General features: G+C 63.4%; 18 protein-coding genes. 12 read left to right on the top strand and 6 right to left on the bottom strand.

The genetic code is table 11. The annotated features are described in order from the left end of the window. Positions 1 to 40: 40 nt before the first annotated feature. Positions 41 to 880, bottom strand: a complete 840-nt coding sequence (locus CH286_RS09280) for an alpha/beta fold hydrolase (protein ID WP_032401466.1) — start codon at positions 878 to 880, stop codon at positions 41 to 43. Between the two features lie 103 nt (positions 881 to 983). Between CH286_RS09280 and CH286_RS09275 the strand changes: the two genes are divergently transcribed. The 3 genes from CH286_RS09275 (at position 984) to CH286_RS09265 (ending at position 3,171) form a co-directional block, all read left to right on the top strand. Next, complete coding sequence (locus CH286_RS09275) at positions 984 to 1,544, top strand: TetR/AcrR family transcriptional regulator (protein ID WP_094609014.1); 561 nt, start codon at positions 984 to 986, stop codon at positions 1,542 to 1,544. Positions 1,545 to 1,589: 45 nt separating this feature from the next. After that, entirely contained in the window at positions 1,590 to 1,958 is a 369-nt protein-coding gene (locus tag CH286_RS09270; protein ID WP_094609013.1) for a glyoxalase superfamily protein, read from the top strand. A gap of 64 nt (positions 1,959 to 2,022) precedes the next feature. Continuing rightward, positions 2,023 to 3,171 (top strand): serine hydrolase domain-containing protein, encoded by a 1,149-nt coding sequence (locus CH286_RS09265; RefSeq protein ID WP_094609012.1) that lies wholly within the window; start codon positions 2,023 to 2,025, stop codon positions 3,169 to 3,171. Between the two features lie 3 nt (positions 3,172 to 3,174). Here CH286_RS09265 and CH286_RS09260 read toward each other — a convergent pair whose 3' ends face one another. Then, positions 3,175 to 4,086 (bottom strand): aminotransferase class IV, encoded by a 912-nt coding sequence (locus tag CH286_RS09260; protein WP_032401468.1) that lies wholly within the window; start codon positions 4,084 to 4,086, stop codon positions 3,175 to 3,177. 64 nt (positions 4,087 to 4,150) lie between these two features. On the opposite strand from CH286_RS09260, the gene CH286_RS09255 reads away from it, so the two are divergent. From CH286_RS09255 to CH286_RS09235, 5 genes are all read left to right on the top strand, one after another. Then, positions 4,151 to 5,125 carry an aldo/keto reductase gene (locus CH286_RS09255; RefSeq protein WP_094609011.1) on the top strand — a complete coding sequence of 325 codons (975 nt, stop codon included), beginning with the start codon at positions 4,151 to 4,153 and terminating at the stop codon, positions 5,123 to 5,125. After that, the gene (locus CH286_RS09250) at positions 5,112 to 5,564 is read left to right on the top strand and encodes a GNAT family N-acetyltransferase (RefSeq protein ID WP_176458191.1); all 453 of its coding nucleotides are present in this window, start codon (positions 5,112 to 5,114) and stop codon (positions 5,562 to 5,564) included. The genes CH286_RS09255 and CH286_RS09250 overlap by 14 nt, the downstream gene beginning before the upstream one ends. 132 nt (positions 5,565 to 5,696) lie before the next feature. After that, on the top strand, positions 5,697 to 6,701 hold the full coding sequence (locus tag CH286_RS27830; RefSeq protein ID WP_176458190.1) for a hypothetical protein: 1,005 nt from the start codon (positions 5,697 to 5,699) through the stop codon (positions 6,699 to 6,701). Between the two features lie 75 nt (positions 6,702 to 6,776). Next, positions 6,777 to 7,733 carry an ABC transporter substrate-binding protein gene (locus CH286_RS09240; RefSeq protein ID WP_255182618.1) on the top strand — a complete coding sequence of 319 codons (957 nt, stop codon included), beginning with the start codon at positions 6,777 to 6,779 and terminating at the stop codon, positions 7,731 to 7,733. Between the two features lie 15 nt (positions 7,734 to 7,748). Beyond that, a complete protein-coding gene (locus tag CH286_RS09235; RefSeq protein WP_094609008.1) occupies positions 7,749 to 7,946 on the top strand; it encodes a PLD nuclease N-terminal domain-containing protein in 198 nt (65 codons plus the stop codon). Between the two features lie 4 nt (positions 7,947 to 7,950). Here CH286_RS09235 and CH286_RS09230 read toward each other — a convergent pair whose 3' ends face one another. Together CH286_RS09230 and CH286_RS09225 are read right to left on the bottom strand one after the other, a co-directional pair. Further along, entirely contained in the window at positions 7,951 to 8,307 is a 357-nt protein-coding gene (locus CH286_RS09230; protein ID WP_141215822.1) for a hypothetical protein, read from the bottom strand. A gap of 118 nt (positions 8,308 to 8,425) precedes the next feature. Beyond that, the gene (locus tag CH286_RS09225; protein WP_094609006.1) at positions 8,426 to 10,225 is read right to left on the bottom strand and encodes an HNH endonuclease signature motif containing protein; all 1,800 of its coding nucleotides are present in this window, start codon (positions 10,223 to 10,225) and stop codon (positions 8,426 to 8,428) included. Between the two features lie 167 nt (positions 10,226 to 10,392). Here CH286_RS09225 and CH286_RS09220 point away from each other — a divergent pair, with 167 nt between their 5' ends. Together CH286_RS09220 and CH286_RS09215 are read left to right on the top strand one after the other, a co-directional pair. Continuing rightward, positions 10,393 to 10,977, top strand: a complete 585-nt coding sequence (locus tag CH286_RS09220) for a hypothetical protein (RefSeq protein ID WP_094609005.1) — start codon at positions 10,393 to 10,395, stop codon at positions 10,975 to 10,977. A 17-nt stretch (positions 10,978 to 10,994) separates the two neighbouring features. Beyond that, entirely contained in the window at positions 10,995 to 11,564 is a 570-nt protein-coding gene (locus CH286_RS09215) for a hypothetical protein (protein WP_141215821.1), read from the top strand. A gap of 6 nt (positions 11,565 to 11,570) precedes the next feature. Here CH286_RS09215 and CH286_RS09210 read toward each other — a convergent pair whose 3' ends face one another. After that, the gene (locus tag CH286_RS09210) at positions 11,571 to 12,041 is read right to left on the bottom strand and encodes a hypothetical protein (RefSeq protein WP_255182617.1); all 471 of its coding nucleotides are present in this window, start codon (positions 12,039 to 12,041) and stop codon (positions 11,571 to 11,573) included. Between the two features lie 42 nt (positions 12,042 to 12,083). Then, positions 12,084 to 13,337 (bottom strand): formamidase, encoded by a 1,254-nt coding sequence (gene fmdA / locus CH286_RS09205; protein ID WP_094609002.1) that lies wholly within the window; start codon positions 13,335 to 13,337, stop codon positions 12,084 to 12,086. A 140-nt stretch (positions 13,338 to 13,477) separates the two neighbouring features. On the opposite strand from fmdA, the gene CH286_RS27615 reads away from it, so the two are divergent. Together CH286_RS27615 and CH286_RS09195 are read left to right on the top strand one after the other, a co-directional pair. Beyond that, entirely contained in the window at positions 13,478 to 13,765 is a 288-nt protein-coding gene (locus tag CH286_RS27615) for an FmdB family zinc ribbon protein (RefSeq protein WP_176458189.1), read from the top strand. A 42-nt stretch (positions 13,766 to 13,807) separates the two neighbouring features. After that, the gene (locus CH286_RS09195) at positions 13,808 to 15,028 is read left to right on the top strand and encodes an FAD-binding domain-containing protein (protein WP_094609001.1); all 1,221 of its coding nucleotides are present in this window, start codon (positions 13,808 to 13,810) and stop codon (positions 15,026 to 15,028) included. Positions 15,029 to 15,053 lie beyond the last annotated feature (25 nt).

Below are 15,053 nucleotides of genomic sequence, written 5' to 3'. Positions count from 1 at the left end.
CACTCGGCGGCAGGCCGGAATGCCTGCCGCCGTAGTGCTCTTACTTCACGAACGCGAGCAGCGCGTCGTTGACTTCCTGGAAGTGCGTCCACAGCAGTCCGTGGGGCGCGCCCTCGACCTCGACGTACGTGGCTTCGGGGAACGCCTCGTGGAACGGACGACCCGTCGAATCGATCGGCAGAATGTTGTCCGCGGTTCCGTGCAGGATCAGCGTGGGCTTGCCGGATTCTCGTACCTTCGCGACATCCGCGCGGAAGTCCTCGAGCCAAGTCGGTACGACGGCGTATGCCGCGACAGGTGCGCTGGTGGTGGCGGTGTTCCAGCTCGCGCGCACTGTGGCCTCGCTGATTCGGCTGCCGAGGTTTTCGTCGAGGTTGTAGAAGTCCTTGTAGAAGTTCTCGAACCAGGTGAACCTGTCTTCGCGGGCGGCGGTCTCGATACCGTCGAACACCGACTGCGGAACGCCGGTGGGATTGTCGTCCGTCTGCAGCAGGAACGGCTCGAGGGAAGCGAGGAATGCGAACTTCGCCACGCGGTCGGTGCCGTACTTCGCGGCGTACCGAGCCAGTTCGCCTGTGCCCATGGAGAATCCGACCAGGATGACATCGTTGAGATCCAGCTCGGTGAGCACCTTGTCCAGGTCTGCAGCGAAGGTGTCGTAGTCGTAGCCGACGGTGGGCTTGCTCGACTGCCCGAACCCACGACGGTCGTAGGTGATGACGCGGTAGCCGGCGTCCAGTAGTGCGCGCGACTGACGTTCCCAGGAGTTGCCGTCGAGCGGGTAGCCGTGGATGAGCACAACGGGCTGTCCGGAGCCGTGATCCTCGTAGTAGACCTCGACGGGGGTGGAGTTCTCGGTTCCGACGTTGATGTACGCCATGATCCTGCCTTCCTGTGTCCTGAACATCGAGCGGGAGAACGGTCGTTCTCTCGACATGTGGACTACTGTAGAGAACGTTGGTTCTCTCGGCAAGGGGTGAGCGATGACCAGTACGGAAATCGGACGGGCACAGGTGGTGAACGCCGCGGACGAACTGTTCTATGCGCGTGGCATCCAGGCGGTGGGTATGGACGAGTTGCGTGCCAAGGCCGGCATCTCCCTCAAGCGCCTGTACACGCTTTTTCCCTCGAAAACCGCCATCGTCGCCGAGGTTCTTCGCGGTCGCACCCAGCAGTGGACTGACGGCATCCACGCCGAAGCAGAGCTACACGGATCCCCTCGAGAGAAACTGCTGTCGATCTTCGACTTCTTGGACCACTGGTTTCGCCAGGATGACTTCCGCGGGTGCGCCTTCATCAACTCGTTCGGCGAACTGGGCGCAACCATGCCCGAGGTCGCCGACGCCGCTCATCAGCACAAGAGGCGTTTCATCGAGTACGTCACCCGCTTGGCCGTCGAAGCCGGATGCGAGCCGACCGTCGGGCTGCAGATCGCCTTGCTCGCCGAAGGCGCTCAAACTACCGCCGCCATTACCGAACTGGCCGAATCTGCCTCTGCAGCAAAGGCTGCGGCCGGGGTGCTGCTGGATTCGAGCCAACGGTAGCGCAATCCTGGCGCGGGCGGCGCTGGACATGCCACACTCGATGTCATGAAGGCTTTCGGCTCGGCAGTTCCGATTCTCCGCATCTTCGACGACGTCGAAGCGCGTGCGTTCTATCTGGACTATCTGGGCTTTTCGGTCGAATGGGAACATCGATTCGAGCCGGATCTGCCGCTGTACATTCGTATTTCACGCGGAGAGTGCATCCTGGATCTGTCCCAGCACTACGGCGACGGCACACCGGGATCGTCCGTCTGGATACCGATCGCGGATGTCGTGTCGTTCAATGGCGAACTCTTGCAGAAGAACCACCCACGCAGTCGACCGGGAATCGATCACGACGGACCGGGCGGTCCGACCATGACGGTCATAGACCCATTCTCGAACAACCTCCGCTTCTGCCAGGTCGATCGCTGACTCATCGAGAATCACTGACATTTGACACTGAAATCCTTCGCGGGATGGCGTTAGCGTCGAAGACATGAGCAAGCTACGAATCCTCGCCGCCCTCACCGTGTCGACATCTCTGCTGGTCAGTGGGTGCACATCGTCCGACGAGCCCTCTGCCGTCGAAGCGACCACCACCACGCCCTCGAGCGGAACCATCAGAACCGACGACGTCCAGGCAGCGTTGGACGCCCTGGTCGACGCCGGATCCGTTGCCGCTGTTGCGCAGGTACGCGACGGCGAGAATTCGTGGTCGGGAGCCGCAGGCCTCGTCGAGCGCGACGGTACCGAGGCTGCGTCCGCAGATGACCCGGTCCGTATCGCCAGCGTCACCAAGTCGATGGTGGCAGCCGTGGTGCTGCAGCTTGTCGACGAGGGCAGACTTCAGCTCGATCAGCAGGTCGACGAGCTGCTACCCGGCCTGCTGCCCAAGCCGGTCACCGTCCGTCAGTTGCTCGATCACACCAGCGGCGTACCCGATTACCTGGTCGGCTTCGACTCTGCGGAGCAGATTGCCGCACGCTCCGCCGATTCGGTTACCGACGACGAATTGATCTCCCAGGCCCTGGCCATGCCGTGGCCCACCGATCCGGGGTCCACATTCGCCTACTCCAACACCAACTACGTCCTTCTCGGTCGCATCGCAGCCGATCTCGACGGCAAGAGCATCGGACAGTCGTTGCAGGACAGGATCTTCGACCCACTGGGCATGACCGACACGACCTACCCAACCGATGCGGCCATCGCCGACGACGCGCTGCACGGTTACACACTCGAGAACGGGACGTACACCGACGTAACCGATTACGACGCCAGCATCTGGTCGTCCGGTGCCGCCGTGGTGTCCACGGTCGGCGATATGAACACCTTCTTCCGTGGACTGTTCGACGGCACGCTGATCCCGCAGAATCTGATCGACGAGATGCAGGTCCTCACGCCGTCCGCGTATGGCCTCGGACTGCTGCTCGGCGGCGATGCCTGCAATCCTGGCGCGGGTGAGCTCGTGTTCGGCCAGCGCGGCAACGGGTTCGGCTACCGCACCTTCCAGTTCTCCAGTCCCGACGGACACCGTCAGGTATCGCTGGCCTGGACCACGGCGGCTCCGAATCCGGCCGCCGACCCTCTCGAGCAGCCGGCCACGAACGCGTTGATCACCGGACTCGCCTCGACCTGCCCGGCGTAGCACTCACAGCACACTCACCCAACCGTGTACCTCGTCGCTCGCGAGCGCGGCCTGATGACGCTTACGGAGAGTCAGCGTCACTGGCCCGCTTTCCTTCGATCCGACTGCACGACCGTCGATTTCGTACACCGGGGCAACTCCCGCCGAGGTGCCGCAGACGAACACCTCGTCGGCGATGTACAGCTCGGTGAGGTCGACGGTGCGCTCCTGAACCGTCAGTCCTTCTTCGCGTGCAAGGGTCAGGATGGTTCGACGGTTGATGCCGTCGAGAATGTCGCTGGTGACGTCGGGAGTGACGAGCACACCATTGCGGACGAGGAAGATGTTCGCGGCACTCAGCTCGCAGACGTGGCCGTTGATGTCGAGAAAGATGCAGTCGTCGAAGCCACTGTCGATCGCATCCTGTTTCGCCAGAACGGAATTGACGTACGCTCCGTTCACCTTGGCGCGGGACGGAATGGCGTTGTCCGGGATACGCCGCCACACACTGGTCTTCAATCGCATCCCGTCCTGCGGGACAATGGGATTGGCGTCGTACAGGAAAATGGACACCGTGGTGTGCAGGCCACGCACCCGCGTTCCAGGGATCGACTCGTCGACGTGGACGGTAGCTCGAACGTAGACCTCGGTCGTCGGAGCGTTGGCGGCAACCACGTCCCGCGTTGCCTGTACGAATCGCTCGAACGTCCACTGCGAGGCAAACGTGTCGATGCCGATGATCTTGCAGGATTCGACGAGTCGCTGATAGTGATCGAGCAACCGGAAAGCGGTACGCCGTTCACCGTCCACCTGGACCGGGAACACCGTGTAGACACTGAGCCCGTACAGAACGGCCGAGGTAGCAACCCCGAGCGTTGCGTCCTGCGCGTCCACCAAGCGATCGCCGAAATACACCTTCGAGTGCGGAAGAGCCATGCGGTGATGCTAGTCGTGGGGCAAGTCCGAGCGACAACGGTTTTCCCGTCGTAGTGTCGAGTACATGAGCGCACGCACCATACCGACCCGAACTCTCTGGAACGACGGCCCCGAGGTGGGCGCCATCGGCCTGGGCTGCATGGGAATGACCTGGGCATACAAGGCTGACGACCGGACGGAGACCCCCGACCGTGTCATCGGGCACGCCTTGGACCTGGGTGTGAATTTTATCGATACGGCCGATGTGTACGGACCGTTCACCAACGAGGAAGTCGTCGGCAAGGCCATCGGTAGCCGACGCGACGAGGTGATACTCGCGACCAAGGGTGGTCTCGTCTCCCACGTCGGCGACGCCGGAGAACCGGTCATTTCGGGCCCCAACGGCAAGCCGGATCACCTACGTTCGGCAATCGACGATTCACTCCGCCGCTTGGGCGTCGACCACATCGATCTGTACTACCTCCACCGTCCGGATCCCGAGGTGGACGTAGAGGACAGCATCGGCGCGATGGCCGAGGCCGTGCACGCCGGAAAGGTTCGGGCGCTCGGTGTCTCGGAGTTCACCGTCGAGCAGCTCGATCGGGCCCAGCAGGTGCACCCGATTTCTGCCGTGCAGTCGGAGTTGTCCCTGTGGACGCGCGATCACCTCGCCACATCACTGAAGTGGACGCAAGACAACGGCGCGGCCTTCGTGCCGTTCTCACCCCTTGGCCGCGGCTTCCTGACCGGCAACTTCCGCGGAACAGCGCCCGCCGCAGACGATTTCCGTGCTCGCCTGCCGCGCTTCAGCCAGGACAACCTCGACGCGAACCTCGTGATCGTCGACGCCATCGCAGCCGTCGCCGACGAGCTCGGTGCGACGCCGGCGCAGGTGGCCCTGGCCTGGGTTCTGGCGCAGGGTGAGCACGTGGTCCCGATTCCCGGCACCCGACGCACCTCGCGTCTGGACGAGAACGCGGGCGCAGCCTCGCTCACCTTGAGCCCGAACCACCTGGCTGCCCTCGACGCTCTGCCGGCTCCCGCCGGTGGTCGCTATTGAGATAGTTCGCGTCGCCCCTGCGGCCGATCTGGGCCTCGCCGAGCAGATCCTCGCGGTGCAGAAGAGTTCGTACGCAGTCGAAGCGAGACTGATCGGCGACGACCGCATCCCGCTGCTGCACGAGTCGGTGGACGATCTGTGCGCTGCACAGGTCCACTGGCTCGTCGCGCGGCAGGGTGACGAAATCCTAGGTGCCGCAGCGTGGTCCGAGTCTGAGATCGATCGGCTGGTGGTGGCACCACGCGCACATCGCCAGGGCATCGGACGAGCATTGGTCGTGGTGGTGATCGAATCGATTGCGGGACAACGTATACAGGTGGCTACCGGGCGAGACAATTCACCGGCGCGCAGACTCTACGAATCGTTCGGCTTCGTGCACACCGAGAATCAGCAGGTTCTGCCTGGTTTGTGGCTGGCCCGCTACGAACTCGTTCGCTGATCGGTATCGGAGTCTCGTGGCCGAGCGACGAACCAGATCAGCGCCCCGGTGGGATTGCTGCCGTCCATGATTCCCCGTCCCGTCACCTCGAATAGCCAGCCTATGGACCTTGCTCAGCACTAAGCTGCAGCAATGACCGCCTGGATCGAGGTTCTCACGGCCATGACCACTGACTCGACCATACCGATGCGGGGCGCTATCGAGGAGATCCACGAAGCAGGAAGTCCCGAGTCCTTTCGTCAAGGATTCGCCTACAGCGGCACGCCTCCCGTTCTGATCGCACCCGAAGACAGTTGTCGGGTATGGCGATCCGGGAGAAAGGCCCGCGTCGAACACCTCGACGGTAGTCCTATTTTCATCAGCGACGGCCTGCGCGCCTGGGACTTCACAGGGCGGGCCGATCGCCCACGCGTCGGCCCACCCGGTCGCGTGATCTACCTGGGTCCCAGCCAATTCTTGTTGCGGCAACGCAGTACCGCCGAGTGGACCGGAAACGAATTCGCGCAACCGATCGGCACGGTGGAGACGGTCGAGTTCGCCGGACGCGATTGTTGGACTGTGCAATTGGCTCCTCCCGAAGGGAAACCGTATCCGCTGCGCATCTGGGTCGACGTCGAATCCGGTTTCATCTTGGGTGACCGCATCGACGAGGACGGGATCGGTTCGCAGTTCGTCGACGTGACGATCGGCGAGCCGATCGACGATGCAGTATTCGTCTGGGATGGTCCCGCCTACACAACAGAGGAGTATCAGGAACAGCTCGAGGAGGACTACCGAGCTCGGCAACGAGAGCAGGCCCGGTGGTTCACCGAGAATGTGGCGTCGACACCGGTGATCGTGCGTGCACCTCTCGATTTCACTCCGGGAGACGTGCACATCAACAAGGTCGGCGACGGAGGTTTCGAGACGAATAATCGCCGGACGCTCCTAGGTCGGCGGCGCCGTAGCGAGGACGGTTGGCTTCCGAAATGGGGTGTGTCTCATTTCGTCTGGTCGACGGCCGAATGGGATTGGGCAGCAGGGGCAATGGACGTCGAACTCGACGATGCCGCCATTGTCGAACTGCAGCACTCCCTGCATCCTGACGAGACCGTGGAGCGCCTTCGCAGGATCGGCCGCCCAGACAGGCGTCCGTGAGCAGTGGAGGGTCGTTGCTGGGCCGCCGATCGGGGACCATCACAGGGGCACCAGAACAAAGGGTAGCCTATCCCAATGCCCTCTCGAATTTTGACGTCCGCAATGCTCGACCGCCGTGGGTTCTTCCTGGCTGCCGGGGCGGTTGCGCTCGCTACCGCCTGCTCGCCTCGGGGCCAGGACGCGGCAGCCGCGACCTCGCAGACAGTGCGGATGACGGGCGACGGATTCGATGTCACCGTTCCCGCGCGCCCCACCCGCGTGGTCGTGATGGAGGGACGGGGAGATCTCGAATTCGCTCTGCTGGCCGGATATCCCATCATTGCTACCGGCAACACCTTCCAGCCCGGCGTGCGTCCCGCGGGACAGTTCGAGGGATTGCTCGACGCGCAGACCCAGGTCATCGGTGGACCCGACGGTCCGACGGCAGAGGAGATCGCGGCGCTGTCGCCTGACCTCATCGTGATGCGTGCCAACGGATGGCGACTCGACTGGTACGGAAACGAACAGCTCACCAAGATCGCGCCTGTCCTTCCCGTCGAGGTGAACGAACCGGATTTCGAGCGGTACACCGTCGACCAGTTCTCGGCCATCGGTCTACTCGACACTGTGCAGCCGCGTCTGGACGAGTACCAGCGGACCATCGACGACGCGGCCGCGGTCACGAACGGTCGCAGAATCGCCCTCATCACCAGCGAACCGGTTGCCAAGGGATACGTCATCGTATGGACCAACTACCTCGGTAATGCGGTGGCCACGGACATGGGATTCACTGTCTTGCAAAACAACCCCGAGGACGAGGAAGGAAACTATCGCCTGTCGGTCGAGAATCTGTACCAGATCGCGGATGCGGAGTTCATCTTCCACCAGACGACCGATCCAACCCAGATCGACGGAATCGCCGCGTGGCAGAACCTCCCCGCTGTCGCCGCGGGTCGCAGTGCGGTACTGGATCCACAGCTGAACAACGGATTGGTCATCACCGCAACCAGTTTCGCGAACAGGCTGATCGAGGTTGTTCGCAACGCGGATTGAGCTACCTTAGGAGCCATGGTTTCTGCCGGTGTCGCGATTGCAATCGCTTTGTACGCCATGGCACTTGCCTCGATCCTCAGCGACCCCAGCACGGGGCTTGTGGTCAAGCTGGCGTGGGCATTCGTCGCGTTGATTCTGCCGATCATCGGGCCGATCCTGTGGTTCGCCGTCGGCAAGCGCTATCCCTACGGACCGAGCGGCGGCAACAGATGACAGTTCAATATTCGATCGCGTTGCGCAGGTCGATGTTCACCAGATGGCTCACTTGGTCGCGGAGCCACTCGACCGCCTGCTGATCGGGTGCCGGCGTGTGGGCCAACAGCGTCCAGCGCAGACGAGTTTCTGGAGTCAGGTCGAACTGCAACAGGATGTCGGGGAGACTCTGCCACGGCGAGCTCCAGACAACGCGGTCGAACTCGCTGCTCTCGACGATGCGAGGTAGCGGCTGATCCTCGAACATCACCGGCCAGGCGAACCCCTGATTCTTCGGATGCAGATCTGGGCGCATGAGTGCCTTCCAGACGAAGAAGACCGGCGGCGACAACACCGCGGTCCTGCTCGCGAGAACCATCATCGACCCACCGTACGCAGGTACCGACTAGAGAGCCCCTCTATTTTCGCGCACGGCCGGTGCGGGCGCGATGTACCGACGACAGACAGACAGAGCTCTGCCGTGATGCTGGTGTTGGTCGTCATGCGGGTTGTCGTGGTTCCTCGTCTCCGGTGTCGCCAGTGTCGTCGTGGTGTTCGGGCGGGTAGAGGACTTCTTCTGGGTGGTGTGCGTGGTTGATCAGCCCGCGGCGCTTGGGGTCCATTCCGGTGGGTGGGTGCCAGAGGGTGCGGCCTGGGTAGCGATGTGCTGCTCCGGTTTTGGTGGTTGCCCATTTTCCGGGGCCGGTGCCGACGAGTGCGTGGTGCATGTCGCAGCCGAAGGTGAGGGAGTCGATGTCGGTGGGTCCGCCGTCGGTCCAGTCGTCGAGGTGGTGGGCTTGGCACCAGGTTGCCGGGCGGGTGCAGGAGGGGAAGCTGCAGCCGCGGTCTCGGGCGATGAGCACGATGCGTTGGTCGGCGGAGGCGATGCGTTTGGATCGGCCGAGGTAGAGGGCGCGTCCGTTGTCGTCGAAGATGGTCAGGTAGTGGTGGGCGTGGGAGGCCATGCGGATGGCGTCGCGGATGGACACTCGGGATCCGGTGCCGGTCATGGCGTATCCGCAACCGGCGTTGAGGTCTTTGAGGGTCATGGTGACGATGGCGGTGACGGGCAGGCCGCGGTGGGTGCCGAGGGTCCCGGAGGCGAGTGTGTGCCGCAGTGCCATCTTCAGGGCGTCGTGACGGCGTTCGTTCTGGGTGCGTCGATCCCGCGCGGCGGCAGCGTCCCGCACTGCGGTGTCCGGTGCATCATCGTCAAAGTCATCGTGACCGCCGGCGTCGGATCCGGAGTGACCGCCGGGGTCGGCAGCGCCTGCAGTGTCGTCGGAGCCGTCGTATCCGCCGGTGTCGTCGGGCCCTGTGCCGCAACCACAGTCGATACCGTCGCTGCAGTCGCCCTCACCGCAGGCATCGTCATCGTTGCAGTCCGTTCCATCCCACAGACCCGCATCACTCGACCCTGCATCACCGGACGGCGGCTCGGGCCGTGATGCAGTGGACTTGCTGTCGCCTTCGCCCCCGTGGACGACCGACGTCGGGTCGGCCGGGTTGTTCACTCCCGGCTTCGCGGCTTTGGAGAACAAAGCCTCGAGATAGGCGCGTAGTTCGGGGTCGACGCAGAAGTTGCCTTCCGACATCCCGTCGGCACCCTGCTCACCGAGGTAGAAGAACGCGTCGCGTCGTTTGCGTGGCTTGGGCTTACCGTCCTCGTCCTCGTCCTCGTCCTCGTCGTAGTCGCCGTCGGGGTTGAGGATCGAGTCCAGGTGCGCCACCAGCGGTGCGAAGTCGTCAGGGAGTCTGGTCGAGGCGTAGCCCACCAACTGCTGTTCCGCGAGATCCCGGGTCTGCGGATCCACACTGGCAGGCAAGTGCTTGAAGAACTCGCGGATCATCTGCACATGCTTGGCATCGAGCAACCCCGCCCGCAACGCTTCGGCGGTATGCGGCAGCAGCGCAGGGAGGACTTCACCCGACAATGCGATGCGGTCACCCAACTCCGCAGCCAGACGCACCCGTGCACCGGCTGCTCGTGGGGTGATCCGCAGCATCCACGCCACCGACGACGGCACCGAGCCTGGGTACACATCGAGCCCGTGCTGAGCGATCAACTCGTTGAGCCAGGTGTACGAATACGCCGTCACCGATCGGGTGAGTGTTTCCATGCGTTGGATCACCGCACGCCGGTCGGCGTTCGTCCACGACACCGACGCTTGTTCGGCCAGCTCCGCGACCGCGGACTCCACACGATCCACCAACACCGACAACTCGGGATCGGACACGACAGGGGGAGGCGGCACCGTCTCGATGCCGTCCACCCCTGGTCCGCCGTCCCCCGAAAGCATGGACAGAATCTATCGCGACCCACCGACACATTTTCGAACACACGTTCCCAATTGACGGTTGCACCACCGCGAGTAGTCCGATCCACCGGGTTGCTCGGTAGCGTCGTGGCAACGCATCAGATTGCGCCCAGGATCAGAAAGCTTGGTATCGACAGGAAGTGCACAGCATGACCGTGCGACCGTCCGACGATGCAACTGCCGCCGATTGGCTCGTCCACGCTGACCGCGATTGGTGGGACCTTGTCACCAGGGGCCCACTGGGGTACGAGAGCTACGCGCGGCTACGGTTCATCCCAGATCCGGAACACCCGACTCAACGCGAGGGCGAGGCTGACGTTCCATACGACGAGCGCTCGGAGACAGACCAATTGGCGATAGTCGTCGCGACACTGGCGAAGCACACGACGACACCACTGGACTGCTACTTCTGTGTGTGGGAGGGATGGGGCGGTCCAACGGTTCGGGGTGCCGCACGAATCAACTTGCCCGAACGGGGAGCGTTCCTGTTCCGAGGACCTGCGCTGGACCTGCTCAACTGGGAGCAGGCGCTCGATCCCCCGGGTTCCGAGAGTCTGCCGATTCCCTCGCTCGTCTGGCCCTCCGACCGCGCCTGGTGCATCGCCAACGACGTCGACCCCCACTTCGCCACCATCGGTGCCAGCTCATCAGCGATCGAGGACGTTCTCGCTGATCGTCTAGTCGACACTGTCAGCGACGATCCTGCCCGCCCACAACCCTGGTACAGCCATTGAGACACCATCGCGCCCAGTTGTCGAAAGACTCGCTGCAACAGGATGTATCGGAAGCCCTGTGGGTGGACGACAACCTGGGCGTCGTCCGGACGACGACGGTGGGCTCGCTTGTCCCCACTGTGTTCGACTCCTATGCCCGGATCCTGTATCCCCCTCTCGGTAGCGCGCCTCGTCCGACTCCGGCGAAACCCGTTGCACCCTCACGTGATCAGCTGGCACCCGTCCTCGAGGTACTCACTCGAAATACGACAACACCGAATGACTGCTGGTACGCCGTCTGGGAAGGCAACACCGTTCTCGACGACATTCGCGACGCGGCACCGACCGCAAACATCGCCGGCTACAACTACTTCCTGTTGAGGGGACCGGTCGCACGCGCAACGGACACCCTCGGTGGGTTGCCACCGAATTTGTGGTGGCCCGTCGATCACGCGTGGTGCATGGCTCAACACTTCGACTTCCCCTGTGCGTATCTCGGAGGCAGCACGAAGACCGTTACCGACATTCTGGCGCTCGACAAGCTCGAAACCTGTTCCGTCCGCGTCGACCAGATTGTCACCGCGGGCCACGACGAGCACAACTACTGAGATGCCTCAATTATCCGGCGTAACAGTCTCGACAATCGATGCCTTCCATCGAACCCCGAATCCTGCAGGTCCTGAATCCCTTTGGTGATACTCCAGCGCACCGCTGTACGTCACGCTGAACATGCCCGGGTGTCGCGTGGCGGTCCACTCCTCACGTTGCACGAGAAGACCCGCCCGATCCAGGATGCGGAGACTGCCCTGCGGTCTTGTCTTGAAGTCCAACCACAGATACCTGTCCCACACCAAGCACCCACGCAGCACCACGTCACCAACCACGGCAATGTCGCTCATCATCGTTATGAAGCCGTCGCCGAGATGAGCCACCCACTCAGTTCTGCCATCGATATCCACGGCCTCGACCCGAGCCGGCACCTCGGTGCACACCTCCGCGGGCAGTTCCATTTGCTCTGATGACGCCCAGTACGTCGTAGGTGTGAACACCGCGCCCACGGCAGGTTCGTCAGGCCACGGTTCCATGTCCTCCAGCATCCACAGTTGCGACATCTCGAGCGAAGTAGATCAGAACTGCGCTCTCGGCGCTCCCATTCCCGGGTCGATTTGGAACGGACCGCTTGCCGAGGGCGCTATCGGGAAATCGAAGATCGCAGTGGGGATGTACACGGTGGCACAGGAGTTCGGAATGTCCACCACCCCGGACAGGCGTCCTTCGATCGGGGCCGAGCCCAGCAGCAGGTACGCCTGCTCGGGGCTGTAGCCGAACTTGGTGAGGTAGTCGATCGCGTGCATGCACGCGTTTTGGTACGACAGGTCGGAGTCCAGATACTTCTGCTCACCGTCGACGGTCACCGAAATGCCCGAGAAGGCAATCCATTCCGAGTACTGCGGCGCAGTGTTGCCGGGCATGAAGATCGCGTTTTCGCTCACCCCGTAGGTCTCCATGCCACCCTTGATCAGGTCGACGTGCAGGTCCATGAAACCACCCATTTCGATGGCTCCACAGAACGTGATCTCGCCGTCTCCCTGCGAGAAGTGCAAGTCTCCGAACGACAACTTCGCCCCGGGCACGAACACCGGATAGAAGACGCGGGTGCCCTTGGTGAGGTTCTTGATGTCCTGATTTCCACCGTTCTCGCGGGGCGGTGCCGTGCGCGCGGCTTCGCCTGCAACGCGGGAGAATTCGTCGCCGCTCAACGATCCCAGAATTGCCCCGTCGAGTTCGGGAGCAAGCGCCAGCGGCGGGACACGGTTGGGGTCCGTGGCGATCAAAGCACCTTCACGGGCGTTCCACTTCGCCAACAATTGCGCCGAGGGCGCGGTCCCCATCAAGCCCGGATGGGTGATGCCCGTGTACTTCACGTGCGGTACGTGGCGAGATGTGGTGGTCTGCCCGGAAAAATCCCAGATCGCCTTGTACGCGTCGGGGAATCGATCGGTGAGGAACCCGCCGCCGTTCTGCTTGGCGAAGATGCCCGTGTAGCCCCAGCCCTGGCCGGCCAGCGGACCCGAATCCTCCTGCGGGATCGGACCGACGTCGAGAATATCGACGATCAACAGATCACCGGGCTCGGCTCCCTCGATGTGGAACGGCCCGGACAGCGTGTGCACGTTGTTGAGCGGCGCATTCAGGATGTCCTCGGCCGAATCGTCGTTGCGGATGGCCCCGTCGAACCATTCGCGACAATGCGCTCGAAAAGACGTGCCGGGTTTGACCGTAACCGCCGCCGGGATATCGGGATGCCATCGGTTGTGGCCGACGATCTCCTGTTCGGTGAAACTCTTCGTCGAGTCGAGCGGAAACAGCAGTTCGGGCACGAGGCACCTCCGGTTGCGCGGATTCTCCTCCCTCGATCATTGCACCGTCGTGAAGTATCCGGCTCGATATGCCGTGTAAATCTTGTATGACGTTGCGCCGGAACGCCACTGATTCGGCACCTCGCGCTACTCTCGAATGCGTGCCCACCTACAGCTTCCGCTGCGCACAGCGTTGCGCCCCCGTCGAGCAGAGATTCACCATGGCCGACGTTCCCGGCGAGGTGCCGTGCCCTGACTGTGGCGAGGCAGCTGCACGACAGATCTCTTCTCCGGCCCTCGGCAGAGGAAACAGCGCTGCAATGAAGGCACACGACGCCTCACGCGCCACCGCGGACACGCCTGCCGTCGTCTCGTCTCTGCCGGCCGCGGGCCGATCCGCAACCAGGACGACATCGAACCCCCTCCACCGCCGCCTGCCCCGCCCCTGACAGCTGCGTTTCCCTTCCGGGCCGACGGGGAAGTCCGACGGCATGCCCGAGCTGCCCCCTCCCCCGTCCATCGCCGACGGCGCCGCCACCGACGATGTCGTCGCCTGGGTTGCCGAGCATCTGAGCGATCTGACGCGCGAGGGGCCGGATGGCATCACGGCGGGCGGCATCCGCGGCGGGCAGTCCGCTGCCGATACCGCCCTGGCCGGACTCGACATCACCGGCTACGCCCGCGACCGAAGCACCGTCCTCCCGGTGAATCGCCGCGGCGCAAGCCGCATGTCGCCGTACATTCGCCACGGACTGCTGACGCTTCGAGAAGTCTGGGACGCGGTCGCCGACGCTCCCCCACGCGACCGTTCCCGGTACCGCGACGAGCTCATGTGGCAGGAGTACGCCCGCCATCTCTACGCACGAGTCGGCACCGACTTGGGGCGTTCGCTACGGCGTGAGCAACCGCGGCAGCAGAACTGGACGGCGCAGCCCTGGGCCGAGGAGATGAACTGCATGTCTTCGGTGGTGGGTGAATTGCACGAGGACGGCTGGCTGGTCAACCAAACACGCATGTGGCTGGCCTCCCAGTGGGCAGTCCGTGCCGGAGCGACGTGGCGCGACGGCGAGGACGAGATGTTCGCCCACCTGCTCGACGGCTCTCGTGCCGCGAACCGCCTCGGCTGGCAGTGGACCGTCGGTACCGGAAGTGGGAAGGTCTACGGATTCAGCCGATGGCAGGTGAACAAGCGCGCCCCGTCGCTGTGCCGCAATTGCGCACTGGAAGATGCCTGCCCCATCGAGAATTGGCCCGACGACGATCTCGGGCCGACGGTCGACGGGCCTGATCTGAACAAGGCTCCGATTCCCGCGGGCCCGGCACACATGGAAGGCGATGGTGCAGAACAGGTCTGGCTGACGGCCGAATCGCTCGGCACCGCAGACCCAGCACTGGCTGCGAATCCCGAGCGACCTGCCGTCTTCGTATTCGACGAACCACTCCTGCGAAAATTGCGACTCTCCGGCAAGCGACTGGTGTTTCTCGCCGAGACACTCGGCGAGATCGCGTCGAATAGGCCGTTGGAGGTACGTCGCGGCCGAGTCTCCGACGAGCTCTCCGGACGATCGCTGGCCGCCACCTGGGCACCCGTTCCCGGCTTCTCCCGCATCGCCGACGCCATCGCCCCGGTCGAGTTGCATCCATGGCCCTGGCTGACGCGTCCCACCACATCCTCGGTCCGTTCGTTCAGCGCATGGCGTCGGAGTCATTGAACAGCAGCCATCGAACAGCAGTAGT

The organism is Rhodococcus sp. WWJCD1 (assembly GCF_002258735.1).
Taxonomy (GTDB): domain Bacteria; phylum Actinomycetota; class Actinomycetes; order Mycobacteriales; family Mycobacteriaceae; genus Rhodococcoides.
The sequence above is the reverse complement of the archived record's forward strand: the minus strand, read 5'-3'. Positions and strand labels throughout refer to the sequence as shown.